20 protein-coding genes are annotated in these 20,088 nt (G+C 63.3%); 10 read left to right on the top strand and 10 right to left on the bottom strand.

Annotation, left to right across the window (positions count from 1 at the left end; genetic code table 11):
- Nucleotides 1-186: 186 nt before the first annotated feature.
- Nucleotides 187-1,029 (bottom strand): NAD(P)H-binding protein, encoded by an 843-nt coding sequence (locus KFO72_RS09150; protein WP_225031929.1) that lies wholly within the window; start codon nt 1,027-1,029, stop codon nt 187-189.
- Between the two features lie 150 nt (nt 1,030-1,179).
- Between KFO72_RS09150 and KFO72_RS09145 the strand changes: the two genes are divergently transcribed.
- Nucleotides 1,180-2,160 carry an AraC family transcriptional regulator gene (locus tag KFO72_RS09145; protein ID WP_176052306.1) on the top strand — a complete coding sequence of 327 codons (981 nt, stop codon included), beginning with the start codon at nt 1,180-1,182 and terminating at the stop codon, nt 2,158-2,160.
- A 5-nt stretch (nt 2,161-2,165) separates the two neighbouring features.
- Here KFO72_RS09145 and yjfF read toward each other — a convergent pair whose 3' ends face one another.
- From yjfF to KFO72_RS09115, 6 genes are all read right to left on the bottom strand, one after another.
- Nucleotides 2,166-3,263, bottom strand: a complete 1,098-nt coding sequence (yjfF, locus tag KFO72_RS09140; protein WP_225031928.1) for a galactofuranose ABC transporter, permease protein YjfF — start codon at nt 3,261-3,263, stop codon at nt 2,166-2,168.
- Complete coding sequence (locus tag KFO72_RS09135) at nt 3,260-4,297, bottom strand: ABC transporter permease (protein WP_060606642.1); 1,038 nt, start codon at nt 4,295-4,297, stop codon at nt 3,260-3,262. Before KFO72_RS09135 ends, yjfF begins: the two co-directional genes overlap by 4 nt.
- Nucleotides 4,294-5,808 (bottom strand): sugar ABC transporter ATP-binding protein, encoded by a 1,515-nt coding sequence (locus KFO72_RS09130; RefSeq protein ID WP_107203513.1) that lies wholly within the window; start codon nt 5,806-5,808, stop codon nt 4,294-4,296. The genes KFO72_RS09135 and KFO72_RS09130 overlap by 4 nt, the downstream gene beginning before the upstream one ends.
- A 95-nt stretch (nt 5,809-5,903) precedes the next feature.
- Complete coding sequence (locus tag KFO72_RS09125; protein WP_224101120.1) at nt 5,904-6,842, bottom strand: ABC transporter substrate-binding protein; 939 nt, start codon at nt 6,840-6,842, stop codon at nt 5,904-5,906.
- A 586-nt stretch (nt 6,843-7,428) separates the two neighbouring features.
- Nucleotides 7,429-7,746 (bottom strand): zf-TFIIB domain-containing protein, encoded by a 318-nt coding sequence (locus KFO72_RS09120; protein WP_062916546.1) that lies wholly within the window; start codon nt 7,744-7,746, stop codon nt 7,429-7,431.
- 75 nt (nt 7,747-7,821) lie between these two features.
- Nucleotides 7,822-8,628 carry a TerC family protein gene (locus KFO72_RS09115; protein ID WP_060606639.1) on the bottom strand — a complete coding sequence of 269 codons (807 nt, stop codon included), beginning with the start codon at nt 8,626-8,628 and terminating at the stop codon, nt 7,822-7,824.
- Nucleotides 8,629-8,771: 143 nt separating this feature from the next.
- Here KFO72_RS09115 and KFO72_RS09110 point away from each other — a divergent pair, with 143 nt between their 5' ends.
- Both KFO72_RS09110 and KFO72_RS09105 read left to right on the top strand, forming a co-directional pair.
- On the top strand, nt 8,772-9,656 hold the full coding sequence (locus KFO72_RS09110) for a LysR family transcriptional regulator (RefSeq protein WP_054934851.1): 885 nt from the start codon (nt 8,772-8,774) through the stop codon (nt 9,654-9,656).
- Nucleotides 9,657-9,775: 119 nt separating this feature from the next.
- Nucleotides 9,776-10,132: a hypothetical protein gene (locus tag KFO72_RS09105; protein WP_054934852.1), complete on the top strand. Its 357-nt coding sequence runs from the start codon at nt 9,776-9,778 to the stop codon at nt 10,130-10,132.
- Between the two features lie 58 nt (nt 10,133-10,190).
- On the opposite strand, the gene KFO72_RS09100 is transcribed toward KFO72_RS09105, so the two are convergent.
- The gene (locus KFO72_RS09100; protein WP_054934853.1) at nt 10,191-11,006 is read right to left on the bottom strand and encodes an SIR2 family NAD-dependent protein deacylase; all 816 of its coding nucleotides are present in this window, start codon (nt 11,004-11,006) and stop codon (nt 10,191-10,193) included.
- Nucleotides 11,007-11,155: 149 nt separating this feature from the next.
- On the opposite strand from KFO72_RS09100, the gene KFO72_RS09095 reads away from it, so the two are divergent.
- Together KFO72_RS09095 and KFO72_RS09090 are read left to right on the top strand one after the other, a co-directional pair.
- Nucleotides 11,156-11,923 carry a hypothetical protein gene (locus KFO72_RS09095; protein ID WP_225031927.1) on the top strand — a complete coding sequence of 256 codons (768 nt, stop codon included), beginning with the start codon at nt 11,156-11,158 and terminating at the stop codon, nt 11,921-11,923.
- A 129-nt stretch (nt 11,924-12,052) separates the two neighbouring features.
- Nucleotides 12,053-12,691, top strand: a complete 639-nt coding sequence (locus tag KFO72_RS09090) for a LysE family translocator (RefSeq protein WP_225031926.1) — start codon at nt 12,053-12,055, stop codon at nt 12,689-12,691.
- Nucleotides 12,692-12,789: 98 nt separating this feature from the next.
- Here the strand turns inward: KFO72_RS09090 and KFO72_RS42030 are convergent, their stop codons facing one another.
- Nucleotides 12,790-12,918 carry a hypothetical protein gene (locus KFO72_RS42030; protein ID WP_257722142.1) on the bottom strand — a complete coding sequence of 43 codons (129 nt, stop codon included), beginning with the start codon at nt 12,916-12,918 and terminating at the stop codon, nt 12,790-12,792.
- Between the two features lie 465 nt (nt 12,919-13,383).
- Here KFO72_RS42030 and KFO72_RS09085 point away from each other — a divergent pair, with 465 nt between their 5' ends.
- The 3 genes from KFO72_RS09085 to KFO72_RS09075 are packed head-to-tail and all read left to right on the top strand — an operon-like array spanning nt 13,384 to nt 16,269.
- Nucleotides 13,384-14,193, top strand: coding sequence for an acetoacetate decarboxylase (locus KFO72_RS09085; RefSeq protein ID WP_225031925.1), 810 nt, complete (start codon nt 13,384-13,386; stop codon nt 14,191-14,193).
- A 30-nt stretch (nt 14,194-14,223) separates the two neighbouring features.
- Entirely contained in the window at nt 14,224-15,006 is a 783-nt protein-coding gene (locus tag KFO72_RS09080) for a 3-hydroxybutyrate dehydrogenase (protein WP_054934855.1), read from the top strand.
- A gap of 9 nt (nt 15,007-15,015) precedes the next feature.
- A complete protein-coding gene (locus tag KFO72_RS09075) occupies nt 15,016-16,269 on the top strand; it encodes a DUF3734 domain-containing protein (protein WP_225031924.1) in 1,254 nt (417 codons plus the stop codon).
- Nucleotides 16,270-16,362: 93 nt separating this feature from the next.
- On the opposite strand, the gene KFO72_RS09070 is transcribed toward KFO72_RS09075, so the two are convergent.
- Complete coding sequence (locus KFO72_RS09070) at nt 16,363-17,865, bottom strand: alkaline phosphatase family protein (RefSeq protein WP_225031923.1); 1,503 nt, start codon at nt 17,863-17,865, stop codon at nt 16,363-16,365.
- Nucleotides 17,866-18,159: 294 nt separating this feature from the next.
- Between KFO72_RS09070 and KFO72_RS09065 the strand changes: the two genes are divergently transcribed.
- A complete protein-coding gene (locus tag KFO72_RS09065; protein ID WP_225031922.1) occupies nt 18,160-18,693 on the top strand; it encodes a helix-turn-helix domain-containing protein in 534 nt (177 codons plus the stop codon).
- Between the two features lie 2 nt (nt 18,694-18,695).
- Entirely contained in the window at nt 18,696-20,027 is a 1,332-nt protein-coding gene (locus KFO72_RS09060) for a type II toxin-antitoxin system HipA family toxin (RefSeq protein ID WP_225031921.1), read from the top strand.
- The last annotated feature ends 61 nt before the right edge of the window (nt 20,028-20,088 follow it).

The raw sequence follows: 20,088 nt of genomic DNA, 5'->3' as shown, positions 1-20,088 counted from the left end.
TTTGCGGCGGCAAAGAAAAGTAGGTGCCGCCCCGCACAGGGGCAACGCTTGAAGCGGGCAAAACAAATCGCGGATGCCAGCGCAAAATCAAATCCCGCATGCCCGCGCAAAACCAAATCCCGGATGCCAGAAAAAACTACCAAACCACCGACTCAGCAACGCGCAATCCACACCCCCAATCAAAAGCTAGACACCGCCCTCCCCGCCCGGTGTCCAGACACCCGTCGCCGCCGTCGCACGCACATAATCTCCGAACTCACGCGGACGCCGCCCGACCGCACGAACCACCCCGTCCTGCACGGAAGCGTTGCGCCCGTCGAGCACCTCGGCGAACAGATAGCGAATCAGCCCGATCATGTCAGGCCGCAGTTGCGCCGCCTCCATCGCGGCAACGTAGTCGCGCATCGTCACGCGCCTGAAGCGGATCGGCCGTCCAGTAGCACTGGCGATCTCCGCGACAGCCTCGCCGAAGGTCCACAGCCGCGAGCCCGTCAACTCGTAAAGCTGGCCCGCGTGGCCATCCTCAATGAGCGCGGCGACGGCCACATCGGCGATATCGTCGGCATCCACAAACGGTTCGCCGATATCGCCAACCGGCAGCGCCAACTCGCCCGCGAGTATCGGCTCCAGAAAATGCGCCTCGCTGAAGTTCTGCGCGAACCAGCTCGCGCGCAGCAAGGTCCATTCCACACCCGACTCGCGCACGATATCTTCGCAACGCTGCGCTTCCGTCTCGCCGCGCCCCGACAGCAGCACGAGGCGGCGCACGCCGCTTTGCACGGCGAGACGGGTGAACGCCTGGATATCGTCAGCGGCGCCGTCGACGGCGAGATCCGGGAAGTAACTGATATATACGGCCTTCACGCCTTCCAGCAACGGTCCCCAGGTCGCCCGATCCATCCAGTCGAAAGGCGGCGTGCCGGAACGCGAGCCGTGCCGTACGGCGGCACCGCGCGCCATGAGCCGCTCCGCCACGCGGCGGCCTGTCTTGCCCGTGCTGCCGAGCACGAGAATGGCGTCTGCTTTCATGGATCATCTCCGTCTGAAGGCCGCGACGTGTGGCGACCGTGAATCCAGAATAGCGACGCGTCTCTGGACGGACAATGATCCGATATCCGCCTTTCTTGATCGTTCGTCCAGACGTTTGGACGAACGTCTTCCGCCGTCTAGACTGTCTTCATGAGCGAACTGCCCCCATCCGGTGATCCCCTTGGCGAAGCGCTGCACTTCCTGCGCATGAGCGGCACCTTCTATTGCCGCTCGGAATTCACGGCGCCCTGGGCGCTCGAATTGCCGCCGTTCGAGCGCTCGATGATGTTCCATGTGGTGACGTCGGGCGAATGTCTGCTCGAAGTGGATGGCGCCGAGCGCTGCGTGCTACGCCCCGGCGATCTCGCGCTCGTGCCGCACGGCGCGGGGCACCGGCTGATGAGCGCAGCGGGCGTCACTGCCGGCAAGCTTTTCGACCTGCCACGCGAAGCCGTCAGCAACCGCTACGAAATCCTTCGTCATGGCGAAGGCGGCGCGCCGGCCACGATGATCTGCGCGCTCGTGCGCTTCGATCACCCCGCGGCGCAACGACTGATCGGCCTGCTGCCGGCGCTGATTCGCGTCGACACGTGGCAGTCGCCGGAAATGGAATGGATACAGAGCACGTTGCGTTTTATCGCAGCGGAAGCGCAGCAGTTGAACGCGGGCGGCGAAACGGTCATCACGCGGCTCGCCGATATCCTCGTGATTCAGGCCGTGCGCGCGTGGATCGCGCACGCACCCGCCGCGCAGACGGGCTGGCTCGGCGCGTTACGCGACGGGCAGATCGGCCGCGTGATCGCGATGATTCATCGCGATCCGTCGCGCAACTGGACGGTGGCGGCACTCGCCGACAGCGTCGGCATGTCGCGCTCGGCGTTTTCCGCGCGCTTCACGCAACTGGTCGGCGAACCCGCCATGCGCTACGCGGTGCGCTGGAAAATGCAGGCCGCGCTCACGCAATTGCAGGAAACGGATGCGTCGCTGCTGGAGCTTGCGCTGCGCCTCGGCTATGACTCCGATGCCGCGTTCAGCCGCGCGTTCAAGCGCATCGTCGGCGTCACGCCGGGCGCGGCGCGACGCCATGCGCGCGTGCAGGTCGACAACGCGACGGTGCCGTCAGCCGGCTGATACGCTCACGACTGCTTCAACGTCGGCGGACTCATCTTCGCCAGATCGATCGTGCTGGCGCCGTGCGTCGGCGCGGCCTTGTCGGCGGCCTTCGTCACGTTCGCGCCCAGCCCCGTGCCGTCCGATTTGCGCTGCGCCGCATGCCGCTCGATGATGCGCTGAAGGAGGCAGAACGCGCACAGCAACGCGCCGATCACGATACGCGTCCACCATGAACTGAGCGTGCCGTCGAAGGTAATCAGCGTCTGGATCGTGCCCAGAATGCCGACACCGAACACCGAGCCGATCACATAGCCGACCCCGCCCGTCAACAACGTTCCGCCTATCACAGTCGCGGCAATCGCGTCGAGTTCCATGCCTTGCGCCTGCAAGCCGTAGCCGGACAACACATACAGCGTGAACACGAAGCCGCCGAGCGCCGAGCAAAATCCGCTCAACGCATACACGCCGATGCGCGTGCGCGCCACGGGCAAGCCCATCAGCAGCGCCGAACGTTCGTTGCCGCCGAGCGCATACACGTTGCGCCCAAAGCGCGTGAAGTGCGCGACGAAAATCGCCGCCGCCAGCGTCAGCAGCGCGATCAGCGCGCCCGACGTCAGCGAGCCGCCGCTGATCGGCACGCTGAAGCCCGCCATGGCGTGAAAGGTCGACTCGTTGATCGTGATCGACTGCGTGGTGATCAGAAAGCAGGCGCCGCGCGCGAGGAACATGCCCGCCAGCGTGACGATGAACGGCTGCAGACGGAAGAAGTGGATCAGCGCGCCCATTGCCGCGCCGTACAGCGCGCCGAACGCGAGCACCAGCGGCGCAATGACCCACACGGGCCAGTGCAGGCGCTCGGCGCAGATCGCGCACAGAATGGTCGTCAGCGCGACGACCGAGCCCACGGACAGATCGATGCCGCCCGACACGATCACGAACGTCATGCCGATCGCGACGATCAGCAGGAACGCGTTGTCGACGAGCAGTCCGAGCAACACCTGCAGCGAGAAAAAACCGGTGTACATCACCGAGCCGAAGCCGAACAGCACGGCGAACAGCACAACGGTAACGACGATGGGCAGCGTGCGCGGATCGAGCAGACGCCCGAGCAGATTGTTCATTGTGGCGTCCCCGTAAGCGGCTTTGTTTTCATGAACGCAAACGCGCGCAGCAACTGACGCACGAGCATCGCGCGCGCGACGCTCGACTGGATCACGCTGACCAACAGCACGACGATGGCCTTGACGACGAGCGTCGCTTCGGGCGGCACGCCGATCGAGTACGTGGTGTACGTGAGCGTCTGGATGATGAGCGCGCCGAGCACGGTGCCCGCGAGACTGAACCGTCCGCCGAGCAGCGACGTGCCGCCGAGCGTCACGGCCAGAATCGCATCGAGCTCGAGCAGCAGGCCCGCGTTGTTGCCGTCCGCGCTGCGCACGTTCGAACTGGCGAGTATGCCGGCGATAGCCGCCGTCACGCCCGAGAACACATACACGCTGAACACGATCGCGCCCGAGCGCAGACCGACCAGCCGCGTCGCGACGGGATTGACGCCGATGGCGCGGATAAAGAGGCCGAGCGCCGTGCGATTGACGAGCAGCGCCGTCGCGGCCGTCACGCCGAGCGCGATCCACACCGAGCACGGCACGGTCGCGAGATAGCCGCCGCCGAACACCAGATAGCCCGGCGCGCCGATCGGAATGATCTGCCCGCCCGTCAGCAACTGCGCAACACCGCGCCCCGCCACCATCAGGATCAGCGTGGCGATGATCGGCTGCATGCCGACGAACGCGACCAGCATGCCGTTCCAGATGCCCGCCAGCACGCCCACCGCTAGCGCGGCGCCGAGCGCGGTGCCGATACGCGTCGGATCGTCGGCGAGCACGACGGCCGCCGCCGCGCCCGCGATCGCGACGATCGCCCCGACGGAAATGTCGATGCCGCGCGTCGCGATCACCAGCGTCATGCCGAGCGACACGATCACCAGCGGCGCGGCGCGGTTGAGGATGTCGATGGGCGCACCGAACAGATGCCCGTCGAGCAGCACAATCGACAGGAAGTTCGCGCGATGCGCGACGTCGATGGCAAACAGCGCGATCAGCGTCAACGCGGGCCACACCAGCTGATGCCTGAGCACCGCCTGAATCTGCTTCATTCGCTTCCCCCTGCGATCAGCCGGTAGACCTGATCTTCGGATACCGCGCTGCCCGTCACGTCGGCGATCTTGCGACGGTCGCGCAGCACGGCGATGCGATGGCTCACGCGCACGACCTCGCCCACTTCGGACGAAATGAACAGGATCGCGAGACCTCGTGCGCATAGCGCGAGCACGCGGTCCATGATTTCGAACTTGGCAGCGACGTCGATGCCGCGCGTGGGTTCGTCGAGAATCAGCATCTTCGGTTCGGTGGCGAGCCAGCGCGCGAGCACGACCTTTTGCTGATTGCCGCCCGACAGCAGGCCGATGGGCTGCTCGGCGTCGTGCGCCTTGATGCCGAGGCGTTCGATATACGTGTCGGCGATTTCGCGCTGCTTCTTGCGGCCTATCACGCGCAGCCAGCCGCGCCGCGCCTGGAGCGCGAGGATGATGTTCTCGCGGATCGACAGCGCGGCGACGATGCCCTCCTTCTTGCGGTCTTCGGGGCAATAGCCGATGCCGTGCCGCACCGCATCGTGCGGCGAACTGAGCTTCACGTTCTTGCCGTCGACGCTGATCGTGCCCGCGTCCGCCTTGTCGACGCCGAACAGCAGACGTGCGGTTTCCGTGCGCCCCGAACCGAGCAATCCCGCGAGACCGAGTATCTGGCCAGGCTGCACGTCGAGATCGATGGGATTCATCACGCCGCGCCGCGCGACGCCTTGCATCGACAGAAACGGCGCGGCGCCCGCGCGCTGCTGCGGCGTGTCGGGCGCGCCGCCCTTGAGGCGCTCCGTCATCCGGTTATGGCCCACCATCCTGGCGACGAGCTGTTCGACGGGCAGATCTTTCGCGAGATATTCGCCCTCGCGTTCACCGTTGCGCATCACGGTGATGCGGTCCGAAATCGCGTACGTCTGCTCGAGAAAGTGCGTGACGAACAGGATCGCCATGCCCGCCTGCCGGATATTGCGCAGCACGTCGAAGAGCCGCGCGACTTCGCCGTCGTCGAGGCTCGAGGTCGGTTCGTCGAGAATCAGCACGCGCGCCTTCACCGACATCGCGCGCGCAATCGCGACCATCTGCTGCACGGCAATCGGATACGCATCGAGCGACTTCGTGACGTCGAGCGACACGTTCAGTTCGGCAAGCGCCTCCTCGGCGCGCCGATGGATTGCTTTCCAGTCGATCGCGCCGCGCCGCTTCGGTTGCCGGCCCGCGAAGATGTTCTCCGCCACCGAGAGATTCGGGCAGAGATTGATCTCCTGATACAGCGTCTGGATGCCCGCGGCTTCCGCTTCGAGCGGCGTGGCGAAACGCACGGTTTCGCCCGCGAGGCGGATTTCACCCGCGTCCTGCTCGTGCACGCCCGTGAGCACATTGATGAGCGTGGACTTGCCCGCGCCGTTCTGGCCCATCAACGAATGGATTTCGCCGGGAAAAAGCCGGAAGTCGACGCCCGACAGCGCCTTCACGCCGGGAAACGTCTTGCTGATGCCGATGGTTTCGAATAACGGTTGTGCGGCCATATCAATGACGCAAGGAGCGTGAGGCGATGACGTTTCATGAAAATCCGGCGCGCCTCGATGCAGGACGCGCCGGACGTATGCAGCGGCTCAGCCGCTCAATACTTGCGCTGCGGCAGAATCTGCGCGGCGACGTTCATCGGGAACACGGTCTCGTTGGTCACGATGCGCTTGGGCAACTGCTTGCCCGCGACCACGTCCTTCACGGCCGTCATCAGCTGCGGCCCAAGCAGCGGGCTGCATTCGACGTCGACGTTGATCTTGCCCGCGATCATCGCTTCGAAGCCGCCCTTGGTCGCGTCGAACGACACCACGCTCACGTCCTTGCCGGGCTTGATGCCTGCTTCTTCCATCGCCTGGATCGCGCCGAGCGCCATGTCGTCGTTATGCGCGTAGACCACGTTGATCTGCTTGCCGTAGGTCTTCGCGAACGCTTCCATCACCTGCTTGCCGCCCGCCAGCGTGAAGTCGCCGCTTTGCGACGCGATGATCTTGAACTTCGGATCGTTCTTGATTACTTCGATGAGGCCGGCGTGCCGGTCGTTTGCGGGCGCCGAGCCGACCGTGCCCTGCAGTTCGGCGATGTTGATCGGGCCTTTGTCGTCCTTGTACCGCTCTTCGAGCCATTTACCCGCGCGGCGGCCTTCTTCGAGGAAGTCGGAGCCGATCATCGTCACGTACAGCGACGTGTCTTTCACGTCGATCGAACGGTCGGTGAGAATCACGGGGATTTTCGCGTTCTTCGCTTCCGTCAACACAGGTTCCCAACCGGACTCGACCACGGGCGAAAACGCGATCACGTCCACTTTCTGCGCGATGAACGAGCGGATCGCCTTGATCTGGTTTTCCTGCTTTTGCTGCGCATCCGAGAACTTCAGGTTGATGCCGGCGTCCTTCGCGGACGATTTCACCGACACGGTGTTCGCAGTGCGCCATGCGCTTTCGGCGCCGACCTGCGAGAAACCCAAGGTGATCTGCTTGTCCCCGGCGAAGCTGTTGACGCTCGCTGCAACGGTGAGCGCCGCTCCGACGAGCATGCCGGCGATCAGACGCGTGGCGACTTTCATATGTTGTCTCCGATGTGGTTGTTTTCCAGGCGCTGCTTTTTCGTGTGCGCGACGACAGCCATGACGCGCGACGAACGCTTTGCGCCAACTCTTGCTGCAAACCTGCAACTGACAGTCAATCTGGAAATCACAGTCCGGACGGCTTCCGGCACGGATGCGCGCTCGTGGCGAGCACCCTGCGCGCCGCGCAGGCCCCGGAGCATCGGCGGGGTCGCATTTCGCGCGTCTGACTTTTACTTATAGCCAAACTATATGTTTGGCGCCGCGCGCTTTCGATTAGCGTTTTCCCGACCTTCGCGTCGATTGATGTAACCTCGCCGGCGACGGAATCGTCGTGCCGATCCCGCGCTGTCCCACGTTTTAGGCAGATATGAAAAAACGGACCGGGTGTCGCGGGGCCGCTTGCAGATGCGGTGCGACGATGCGTTCTGATTGGGTCGCCGTGAATTATAGTAATACTATAAGGCGTCAGATTACGTTTAAATCGCGGCGCAACCGCTCGGGCAAGTCGTGGTCATTCGTCACCCGCGCGGCGTGCGCTCAGGATGCATGCAGGTCAATCGAAGTCGAACATATCGAACAGTGACTTCTTCTTGCGGCGCGGATCGTAGTGTTTGCGCTGATCGCCGTGGTAAGAATCGTTGCGCCGTCCCCATTGCGGGTCATGGTGGCCATCGCGGTCGCCGTAGCGCGCGTCGCGCTCGACCTGATTGCTTCTGCCTTCCGGTTCGGGCGCGTCCTGCATCTGGGTCAACAGCTTGTCCAGTTCGCCACGGTCGAGCCATACGCCACGGCACGTCGGGCAATAGTCGATCTCGATGTTCTGACGTTCGGTCATCAGAAGATCCGGGGTCTTGCAAACGGGGCACTTCATTGCGTTGCTCCTTTCGTAACGTTCATACCTGTGTGCTGCTATTCGGGGCGGCGCTCCACCGCCCCGGCACTTCTGTCATTCCGCTTCAAGCTGTTTCGGTCCGCTTCGGCTTTCACGCTCCGCTTCCAGCACTGCCGCCTTGTGCTCGCGCTTGTCCTTTCTGCGCCGCGTCAGCATGTTCATGCCTTCGACGAAGCCTGCGAACGCCATGGCCGTGTAGATGTAGCCCTTCGGCACGTGCGAGCCAAAACCTTCGGCAATCAGCGTCATCGCGATCACCAGCAGGAAGCTCAGCGCAAGCGTGACGATGGTCGGGTTACGCTCGATGAACTTCGACAGCGGGCGAGCCGCGAACAGCATCGCCGTGACAGCGGCAATCACTGCAATGAACATGATGGGCAGGTGCTCCGTCATGCCGACCGCGGTGATGATGCTGTCGACCGAAAACACGAGGTCGAGCAGCAGGATCTGGCCGATCGCAGCCGTCACCGTCAGGCCGCCGACGCCCATCGCGGAATTGGCATGCGCGTCGGCGTCGCGGCTCACGTGATGGTGCATTTCACGCGTGGCCTTCCACACGAGGAACAGACCGCCCGCAAGCAGGATCAGGTCGCGCCACGAAAACGCGTGATCGAACACGGAAAACACCGGCTGAGTGAGTTGCGCGATCCACGCGACGGTGCCCAGCAGGCCGAGCCGCATCACCAGCGCCAGCATGATGCCGATACGCTGCGTGCGCGCGCGTTGCGCTTCGGGAAGCTTGTTGCTCAGAATCGAAATGAAGATCAGGTTGTCGATGCCAAGCACGATCTCCATCACGACGAGCGTCACGAGTGCAGCCCATGCAGCGGGATCGGCGGCCAGGGTCAATAGGGATTCCATTTGCGAGCGTCGTTGTCCGGTTGAGAAGAAAGCGGCTGATTACTGGGTCACAGCCTGTGGGAAGTATGATCGCCTGGCTCCGCGATCGTAAAAACCAGTGATAAGCTGAGCATTGGTTCGGTTTTTCCGAAGTGAGGCCACGCATGCTCAATTACCGGCATTTGCACTATTTCTGGGTCGTCGTGAAGGAAGGCGGGTTCGCCCGGGCCGCCGAACGGCTCGACATGGCGGTGCAAACCATCAGCGCGCAGGTGCGCGAACTGGAAAAATCGCTCGGGCATCAACTGCTGAAGCCCGCGGGGCGCGGCGTCGCGATGACGGAAGCAGGACAGGCGGCCTACGCGCGAGCGGAAGAAATCTTCCAGATCGGGCGTGCGTTGCACGACGAAGTGCGCGAAGCGGCGAGCGGGACCGTCGCACGCTTCGCGGTCGGCTTGACGGACGGCATTTCGAAGCTGGCTGCTCATGCCATTCTCGCGGGTGTGCTCGATACGCCCTCGCTGCGTCTGCTCTGTCACGAAGGCGAGGCGGAAGATCTGCTGGCCGAACTGGCACATCATCATCTCGATCTCGTGCTGTCCGGTCAACCCGCGCCGCACAATTCGAACCTGCGTCTATCCAGCGAGCGCCTGATCGCCTCGCCGATCGACTGGTACGGGCCGGCCGCCCTGGTGCGCAAGACGCATATTGATCACTTTCCGCAATGCCTCGCGTCGCTTCCGGTGCTGCTGCCAACCGGACACGCTTCGCTGCGCGCGCGCCTCGACCGCTGGTTCGAAGCGGAAGGCATCCGGCCACGCGTCGCGGGCGAGTTCGAGGACAGCGCGTTGATGGCGCTGTTCGCGTCGCGCGGCATGGGCGTGTTTCCGCTCGCGGCGTTCGGCGCCGAGCGCAACGATCCCATGCATCGCGGCTTGCGCTGGCTCGGCCGCTCGCCGGAAGTGAAGGAGGAAATACACGCCATCGTGTCGCGGCGCGGGCGGCATCATCCTTTGACGCAAAAGGTGTTGAGCGCGGCGCATGCGTGATTGCGCTCGCCTTCAAGAAATCCGGTTCGCTTTTTCCGAAGTTGAGGTTCCGTAATTACTGCTTTTTCCTCGCCCCTCCTCACCGTACTCTTGAGCCGTACCCACGAAGGAGGTGTCTCATGCAAGTCATGTTCAAGTCCCGCGATCGCGAAGCCGTCCTTTTGCGCAGTTTCGCGCGCCAACGCATCCGGTTCGTGTTTCGCCGCATGGACTGGCTGATTTCGAAAGCGACGGTCAGCATGTCCGACATCAACGGCCCGCGCGGCGGACTCGATAAACGCTGCCAGGTGCAGGTTCAGACGCCCGATGCGACGCCCGTCGTCGTGACGTCGATCGCCAGAGACTGGCGCGGCGCGCTCGATCTGGCGCTGGCCCGCGCAGCGCGCGCGATCATCCGCAAGCAGCAGGCGCGGATCGCGACGCGGCGCATCGGTCAGCGCGAAGCCGCGTGGACGACGCAACCCGATGCCGTGTAAGCCGCGCGGCGCATCGGCGCACACGCGACGGCGCGCGATACGGCGCCGTCCGCCATGACTACATTGACCGGTCGAGCAGTTCGAGGCCGTCGATCGCGCCTCGTGCCAGCCCGATCCCGCGATGCGGGGCGATGCCGAAATCGCGTGGATTGATGCGGATCACGCGCGGACCGTTTTGCTCGCTGAAGTCGCGCACGGTGGGTATCGCCTTGCCCGCGCCGATTTCGATCACGACGGGACGCTCGAGCTTCGACAACCACGCCTGCAGCCGCACCTCCTGCTGCTCGGTGCGCAACGCGATCCAGTCGTAGTCCCCGAACATCAGAATGTTGGGCCGCGCCACCGCACCGCACTGCGGGCAGCGCGGCAGATCGCTCACGAGCTCGCATGTCGATTCGTCGACCACGGGCTGCACGCCCGTAGCCGGCCACAGCCCGGCGTGGCAGACTTCCGAGCATTGCAGCACGTGAATGGAGCCGTGGCATTCCGCAATCATCCCGGAGTCGAAACCCGCCGCCTGAAACTGCCCGTCGACGTTGCTGGTGAACACGGCAAGGCCGCGCGGCAACGACTTCGCCCAACGAAGCAGAATTTCGAAACCCCGATGCGGCACCGTGCGCCGATACAGATCCAGCCGATGCCCGTAGAAGCCCCAGCAAAGCCGCGGATGCAGCGCCATTACGCGCGGATTGGCCATGTCCCGAAAGGTCAGCCGATGCTGCTTCAAGGGGGGATACGCGCGCCAGAAACCCTCGGTGCCGCGATAATCGGGCAGGCCCGAATCGACGCCCATCCCCGCCCCGGCAGTCACCAGCATGCCATCGGCCTCGCGCAGCCACGACACGGCGCGCCTGATTCGTTCGTTTTCGTCCATCGCGCCACTCTATCAATTCGCCCGACGATCGTCTTGTGAGCGGCGCCGCACTATTGGACAATAGCGTCGCAGTGGCGCGTTCATGCACCCGCGCGTTTTGGCCGTTCCCTTTCCGTTTTGCCGACCGCAACCGAACCGGAGACGTGCAGATGCCTTCGTTGATGAGCCACCCGCTGTTTCTGTTCATCGTGTCGTTCGTGGCGATGTCGATTGGCGCATATGCCGGCGCGATGCTGGCGCAGCGGCAGCGCGAGCTCGCCGACGACATGCGCGACGACTTCAACGTCGTGCAGGCCGCGACGCTAACACTGCTCGCGCTGATGATCGGCTTTACCTTCTCGATGGCCGTGAGCCGCTACGACCAGCGCAAGAACTACGAGGAAGAGGAAGCCAACGCGATCGGCACCGAATACCTGCGTGCCGGCCTGCTGCCCGATACCGATGCGCAGCGCGTGCAGACCCTGCTGCGCCGTTATCTCGATCAGCGCATTCACTACTATCTGGCGCACGACGACGACGGCATCGCGCGGATCAACGCGGCGACGAACCAGCTCGAAAACGATCTATGGATGGCCGTTCGCAACGTCGCCGTCAAACAGCAGACGCCCGTGATCGCGCTCGCGGTGTCCGGCATGAACGACGTCATCAACACGCAGGGCTATACGCAGGCGTCGTGGTGGAATCACATTCCGTTGACCGCGTGGTCGTTGATGCTGGGCATCGGCCTCTTCTGCAACCTGCTGATCGGCTATGGCACGCGCGGACAGATCAGGCGCAACGCCGTGCTGCTGATCTTGCCTGCCGTGATCGCGCTTTCGTTCGCGCTGATCGCGGATATCGACAGTCCGCGTGGCGGGATGATCCGGCTCTCACCCATCAATCTGATCTCGCTCTCTCAATCATTCGGGTCGAACTGACGCGCGCGCCAGCGCAGACGCGTTGCAGCGGTTGCGCGTTGCATCTATTCTTCCGGCACGCGCGCGTTCATGGCCCGGCGCTCCTCGCCAGGCTCTCGCGCCGAAAGCCGCGCACAAGGAGACAGTTCGATGTCCGCATCCGCCGCCGTATTCGCCATTCTCGTCGCGTTGTTGCTGGGCGCGATGATTCCCGGCCCGAGTTTTGTTCTCGTCGCGCGAAATTCGATCAGCCTGTCTCGCGGCGACGGGTTGTCGACCGCGCTTGGCATGGGCATCGGCGGCATATTCTTTGGCGGCCTCGCGCTCGCGGGTCTTTATACGCTGCTGGTCGCCGTCGAATGGCTGTATATCGGATTGAAAGTGGCGGGCGGTTTGTATCTGATCTACATCGCGTCGAAAATCTGGCGCGGCGCGGCCCGCCCGATTGCGATGGACAACGCCGGTGCAGCGCACAGCCGTAGCGCGAGGAAATCGTTCTGGATGGGCTTGACGACGCAGCTCAGCAATCCGAAGACGGCGATCTGGTATGGCAGTATTTTTGCCGCGCTGTTGCCGCAGCATCCGCCCATGTGGTGCTACGTCGTGCTGCCGCCGCTGGTGTTCGCGGTGGAGTTCGGCTGGTACACCGTGGTGGCGCTGTGCTTTTCGAGCCGGGGCCCGCGCGAGGTTTATCTGCGCGCGAAAACGTGGATCGACCGGATCGCGGCAGGCGCCATCGCGGCGCTTGGACTGCGGCTGATCTTGGCGGCTCGAAAAGCCGGCATCTGACTGCGGCGTCACCAACGCCGCCCCGCCCGATGATGACGCGGCGAAGCGCTGATAAACAAAGGGAGTTCAGATCGAACTCCCCTTTTGATGCGAAATGCTTAGCGGCGATACGCTTCAGCGAGAACCGCGCAGTGCTGCAAGTGCAGGTCGACAGCGCGGATGGCGAGTTCGCGCAGACGCGAAAGCCAGCTCGTGGACGGTGCAGCGGCGGTCGTAGCTTGTTGCATGGCGAACTCCTTGTGCGGGTAACACCCTAGGTAATAACCCTAGTATATCCGCGCGCATGTCGCGCCGCAACAAAATCAAAAAACTTTTCTCCGGCGTGCCGTTGCTGCCACCCTCCTGCCGGGACCGCACGAAGCTGTAGCCAACCCCGTGTCGCGGGAGTCGATTGCTTAATTCATCAATCAATCTCATCCGATTATCTGCAACACCAATCACGGATTATCTGACTTGCCAGTAATCCAATACGTGACATCCGTATTTCGGTTTTGCGTCATCGATATGTCGCTCACGAAAACACGTTATGCCGAATTTCACAATGATTGACGCTTCATTGCACATGCCTGACAGGCCGCGTCACTGTTGCGTGTGGACCAACGGTGTATTGGAGAAATTAATGTGATCCCGAAAAAACTTTTGCTCTAAGATTCGCGGTGCTCCAACAACGCCCAATGCCTAAGAGGAAGTTCATGGACATCAAATCAATCCGGCAATCCGCATTTGCGATGCCCGTTCACAATCCCGCCTATCCTCGCCCGCCGTTCCGCTTTCTCAATCGCGAGTACTTCATCATTTCGTACGAAACCGACATGGATGCGCTGCGCGCCGTCGTGCCGGAACCGCTGAAACCTGAAAACGCACTGGTCCATTACGAGTTCATTCGCATGCCTGATTCGTCGGGCTTCGGCGACTACACGGAAAGCGGCCAGGTGATTTCGGTGCGCGACATGGAAGGGCGCCTTGCGAACTACACGCACTCGATGTACCTCGACGACGAAGGCCCGATTGCCGGCGGCCGCGAAATCTGGGGCTTCCCGAAGAAGTTGGCGCGCCCCAGATTAGGTGCCGACGGTAACGACACGCTGCTCGGCACGCTCGATTACGGCACGCAACGTATCGCCACGGGCACGATGGGCTACAAGCATCGCATGATCGATATCGAAGCCGAGCGCGCCAAGCTCGCCGACACGCCCAACTATCTGCTGAAGGTGATTCCGCATGTCGACGGCACGGCGCGTATCTGCGAACTCGTGCGCTTCTATCTGCGCGACGTCACGGTGCTGGGCGCATGGAGCGGCCCGGCCGCGCTCGAACTGCATCCGCATGCGCTCGCGCCGATTGCCGATCTGCCCGTCAAGCGCGTGGTCGGCGCGCGGCATGTGATCGCCAATCTCACGCTCGATATCGGCGAAGTCGCATTCGACTATCTCGCGCCTGCGCAAGCTGAAACGCAGAGCGCAAAGAAGTCGAATGACGACGCGCTCGAACTCGCGGTCTAACGCTCTCCAAACTTCTAAAGGGAACACACAATGTCACTGCAAAACAAGGTCGCGCTCGTGACGGGCGCAGCAAGCGGTATTGGTGAACAATGCGCTCGCAAGCTCGCCAGCCTCGGTGCTGCCGTCGTGATTGCGGATCTGAATCTGGAGAATGCGCAGAAGGTCGCGTCGAGCATCGTCGAAGGCGGCGGCAAGGCCATCGCGGTCGCGATGGACGTGACCAATGAAGAAGCCGTCAACGCGGGGATCGAGCGCACGGTGAAGGAACTCGGCAGCATCGACGTGCTCGTGTCGAACGCGGGTATCCAGATCGTCGCGCCGATCGAGGAATACGCCTTCGCAGACTGGAAGAAGATGCTCGCCATTCATCTGGACGGCGCGTTCCTCACGACCAAAGCCGCCGTCAAGCACATGTACGACAGCAAGCGCGGCGGCTCGATCGTCTATATGGGCTCGGTGCACTCGCATGAAGCGTCGAAGCTGAAGTCCGCCTATGTCACCGCGAAACATGGTCTGCTCGGCCTTGCGCGCGTCGTCGCAAAGGAAGGCGGTCCGCGCGGTGTGCGCGCGAATGTCGTGTGCCCGGGCTTCGTGCGCACACCGCTCGTCGACAAGCAGATTCCCGAGCAGGCCAAGGCGCTCGGCATCAGCGAAGAGGAAGTCGTGAAGAACGTGATGCTGAAGGAAACGGTCGACGGCGAATTCACGACGGTCGAAGACGTCGCGAATACCGTCGCTTTCCTTGCGGGCTTCGAATCGTCGGCACTGACGGGTCAATCCGTGATCGTCAGCCACGGCTGGTCGATGAAATAAGGAGCACGTATGCGCAGCAACACAAAGAAAGTCATCCCGCAGCCGGAACCGTTTGTGTTGCCGCGCTACGACGAGATTGCGCTCGTGCTGCAAGGCGGCGGCGCGCTCGGCTCCTATCAGGCGGGCGTGATCGAAGGGCTCGCCGAAATGAAAGTCGAGCCGCACTGGATCGCAGGCGTGTCGATCGGCGCGCTCAACACGGCGATCATCGCGGGCAATGCGCCGGAAAATCGCGTGGCTGCATTGCGCGGCTTCTGGAATGCGATCTGTCATCCGCTCGACTGGGTGGGCAGCGTAAGCGCGTGGGCGCTGCCCGGCCTGGGCTTGCATGATCTGTCGCGCAAGTGGGCCAGCATGTGGGCCGCCGGCCGTGCGTTGACGGAAGGCCAACCCGGTTTTTTCGCGCCGCGCTTTCCGTTGCCCCTGGCGGGCCTCGGCAAGCTGGAGCCTAGCCGCGTCAGCTACTACGACACGGCCGCGCTGCGGGCAACGCTGCTGCAATTCGCAGATTTCGACCGCATCAACGACGGCCCCATTCGCGTGTCCGTGGGCGCAGTGAATGTGCGCACGGGCAATCTGACGTACTTCGACAACCGCAAGATGCGTCTCACGCCGGAGCATTTCATGGCGTCGGGTGCGTTGCCGCCGGGCTTCCCGGCTGTCGAGATCGACGGCGAATACTACTGGGACGGCGGACTCGTTTCGAATACGCCGCTCACGGAAGTGCTGCGCGATTCGGATCACAAGGACACGCTGGTCTTTCAGGTCGACCTGTGGAGCGCGCGTGGCAATGCGCCCGGCGACTTCCCCGACATTTCGGAGCGAGCCAAGGACATCCAGTATTCGAGCCGGACGCGCGCGATCACCAACATGCTCGCCGAGCGTCAAAAGCACGCGCGCTTCATCAAGGAACTGCTCGAACATGTGCCAACGTCGGTGCTGAAGGCGGACCCGCTGTTCCGTCTCGCCCAGCAGGCAGCGGACGGCAGCGCGATCAACGTCGTGCATCTGATCTACAGGAACAAGCCGTACGAAGGCCATTACAAGGACTACGAGTTCAGCGTGGACACGATGCTCGAACACTGGCAGAGCGGCCTCGACGATATCCGCGACTCGTTCTCGCATCGTGACTGGTTCGACGTGCCGAGCCGCGAACTGGGTTTCGTCACGCATGACGTGCACCGCCCCGCCGGGTCCGTGCCCGAGTCCGACAAACCGCCCGTCGAAACCGAACTCGGCAAGCGACGCAAGACAGCAGCTTGAACGCTGCCGTACGGCGCGCATCATGAATTGCGGCTCTGCGACACACGTCGCAGAGCCGCAATGGCATCGAGCCGTGCAAACAGCGCGCAGAATTTACATTCCGCCAGGGAATCCTAGCGCGGTCGCTTTCGCGCGCAAGTCGGCAAAGCGTCCGCCGGGCGCGTTGGCCGCCGCTGCCTGAGATGCTGCCTGAGATGCTGCCTCAGGTGCCACCTGCGAGTCCGAGGTAGACGGCACCTGCTGGCTGTGATCGACGCCGCCCAGCCCCGGAATGATGCCCGCTGTCGAGCACGCGACGCCGAACGTGCCTTGCGTCACCGCAATCGCGGGCGCGTCGGTTCGCGCGGCGTCGGTGAAGTCGAGCGCGTACGCCATGTTGAAGGTGCTCGTGTCGCTCGCGCGCACGCCCAGCGGATCGAGGCCGAAGCGCCACGCAATCAGTTGATGAATCGAGCTGGGATCGAACGGATAGCGCGACACCATGTTCGCGCGCACGCGCGGCCCGAGTAGCATGCACGGCACGCGAAAGCCGAGCCGTCCGTCGTTGCCGACAGCCTGCTCCGCCGCCGATACGGGCTTGACAGGCGGGACCGCGTGCTCCATGAAGCCGCCCCACTCGTCATACACGAGAATCATCAGCGTCGTGCTCCAGTTCGGACTGGTGCGCAGCGCGTCATAGATCCGGCCGAGCAGTACCTGACCGTTGCGCACGTCGGCGTGCGGATGATCGTCGTTCGACGTGCCTTGCGCCTCGCCCGCGAAACTGGGATCGACCATGCAGAACGACGGCAGATTGCCGGAGGCCGCATCCGAGAGAAACTCCGCGAACAGTTTCGAGCGGCCGACATAACGTGAGCCATACAGTGCGGTGAACGGAACGTCGTGGAAGTAATACGTCGATGAGACGCTCTTCGCATCGAGCCGGTCCCAGATGGTCGGCAGCGTCGACGTATCGACGCTGTCGTCGAGTCGGTCGGTCTCGCCGCTATGCAGATAGAGACGGTTCGGAAACGTGGCGGACAGAATGCCGCTCATGTAATAGTCGCAGACCGTGTATTGCGGGACGGCGCCGCGGTAGAAGTCGAGATCGCCTGCGCCGAGATAGCCGATGGGCAGCAGGTCGCCGCGCATGAGGCTCGTACCCGGCGTGAGCAGAAAGCCATTCATCGCACCGTTGGCAAGATGCGTGCGCCCTGCGCTATACAGATGGTTCGGGTCGGAAAAACTGCAAGCCTGGAAACCGTACGCGTCGTTCGACGTCAACGCGAACGACGACCGTGTTTGACCGAATGCGTCGGTAAACTGGCGGGCCTGCTGATGCTCCGCGTTCGGCACCCAGCCAAACATATGATCGAACGAACGGTTCTCCATCGTGACGAGCACGATGTGATCGATGCCCGACGTGGCGGGAGCCGGCAACGCCGGCCGTGGAAGGCTTGCGCGATCGGGCGGAATGCCGTTCGTCGAACCCGCGCTGCCCGACGAGCCGCCGCCCCCTCCCCCACCACACGCCGATAACGCGACACTGCCCGCGAGCGCTGCCAGGATCTTGCGGCGTGTGGGATCGGGTGCATTCGAAGAGTTTGAATCGCTCATGGCCTTACCTCCGTTGTTATCGGTCGGTTCGCCGTTGCCTGATCGCGCGGCGGAGTCAGCCTTTGTCAGCACTTTACGTACCCGTGTGCGACGCAAAACTTGCACTGCGGCGCAGCGCACATCGTTCCTTCCCATCGATACAGGTTTTGGACTGTATTTTTTATTTACAGTTTATAGACTGTATCTTGCTAATACAGGCTTTGACCTGTATTCTGTATCGGCAGAGGCAGCGCGTTCGGCGCCAGCGGCGTGCTGAAGCTCTACCCGCATCTATCCGTCTAATCGAGACCAGCCGTGGACTATTCCGTCAAGACGCTCAGCCAGTTGCGACCCGTTCTGCGCGGCTTTCGCAAAGCCGCAGGACTCACGCAGGCCATGATCGCCGAGCGGCTCGGCATCACGCAGCAAAGCTATGCGCAGTTCGAGGCAGACCCCGCCGCCGCAGGGGTCGAGCGGCTCTTCAAGGTCTTGCGGCTGCTGAACGCCGGGATCACGCTCAGTCAGGACGAGCCTTCGCTCGCAAGAGCGGCGCCCGTGGCAAAGATGGCATCGTCGAACCGCGTGAGCGCATCGCGCCCTGCCGCGTCAAAAGCAGCGACAAAAGCAGCGCCGGAAACGGCGCCGAAACCAGCGGCGCGCAAACACGCAGCGCAGCCCGCAACTGAACGCGCCGCACCCGCCCTGAAAGCGATGCAACGCGCGCCCACAGGCGTGGCCGCGCAAGGCGCCCGACCCGCACCGCGCAAGCCCGCGGCCACGCCGGATACGCGCGCTGCCGCACGCGCCCCGCGCACGGCTAGTGCACCGAAGAAACGGGAGCAGTGGTAAGCATGGGGCGCCCGTCACAGACTCAACGCCTCGACCTGTGGATGAACGGACTCGCCGTCGGCTACTGGGAAAAGTCCAGCGGCGGCGAGCGTCTTGTCTACTTCGACGACTGGATCGCCGACGAACAGGGCCGTCCGCTGTCGCTGTCGCTGCCGTTCACGCCAGGCAATCAACCGTATCGCGGTGCCGTCGTGTCGGCGTTTTTCGACAACCTGTTGCCCGACAGCGAACCCATCCGACGCAGAATGGCGCAGCGCTACAGGACGGGCAGCACGGCGCCGTTCGATCTGCTCGCCGCGCTCGGGCGCGATTGCGTCGGCGCGATCCAGATGCTGCCGCCGGGTGAAGCGCCCGCCCACCTCTACCGCATCGGCGGCGACACGCTGACGGGCGATGACATCGCGCGGCTGCTGCGCGACACGACCGCGGCGGCCCCCCTCGGCCAGCGCAACGAGGCAACCGACTTGCGCCTCTCCATCGCCGGTGCGCAGGAAAAGACGGCACTGCTGCGGCACAAGGGCCGCTGGGTGTTACCCACAGGCAGCACGCCGACCACCCATATCCTGAAGCTGCCGCTGGGGCTGGTCGGCAACATGCGGGCCGACATGCGCACGTCGGTGGAAAACGAATGGCTGTGTTCGCAGATCGTCGCCGCCTACGGCCTGCCTATCGCCGCGTGCGAGATCGCGCGGTTCGGCGATCAGAAAGCGCTCGTCGTCGAACGCTTCGACCGCAGGTTGTCGAGCGACGCCACGTGGATCGTACGCCTGCCGCAGGAAGACATGTGTCAGGCGACAGGCACGCCGCCCATTGCCAAATATCAGGCCGACGGCGGGCCGGGCATCGACGCCGTGATGCACATTCTGGCCGGTTCGGACGATGCCGCCGAAGACACCACGCGCTTCTTCACGACGCAGCTGATCTTCTGGCTGCTCGCCGCCACCGACGGCCACGCGAAGAACTTCAGCATCGCGCATCTGCCGGGCAACCGTTATCGCGCGACGCCGCTCTACGACGTGCTGTCCGCGCATCCCATCATCGGACGCGGCGCGAACCGCATTCCGATGCAGAAGGCGAAGCTGGCAATGGCTGTGCGCGGCACGAGCAATCATTATCTGATCAGTCAGATACTACGGCGGCATTGGATTGCGCAAGGGCAACAAGTGGGCTTGCCGCCGGATGCCGTCGACACAATGATCGACTCGGTTACACACGCCACGCAGCGCGTGATCGATACCGTCGCCGCGCAACTTCCCTCGGGCTTTCCGGAAGATCTGGCAGCGGCGATCTTCGACGGCATGTTGAAGCAGAACAAAAAGCTCGCGGCCGTTTGAACCAGGTTCTCCAATGCCTGTCACCGCATAGGGGCATTTTTGGCGAGCGTTGTCATCAAGA

The sequence above is a fragment of the Paraburkholderia sp. XV genome (assembly GCF_020177535.1).
Classification (GTDB): Bacteria; Pseudomonadota; Gammaproteobacteria; order Burkholderiales; family Burkholderiaceae; genus Paraburkholderia; species Paraburkholderia caribensis.
This window is presented reverse-complemented; position numbering and strand designations above follow the sequence as displayed.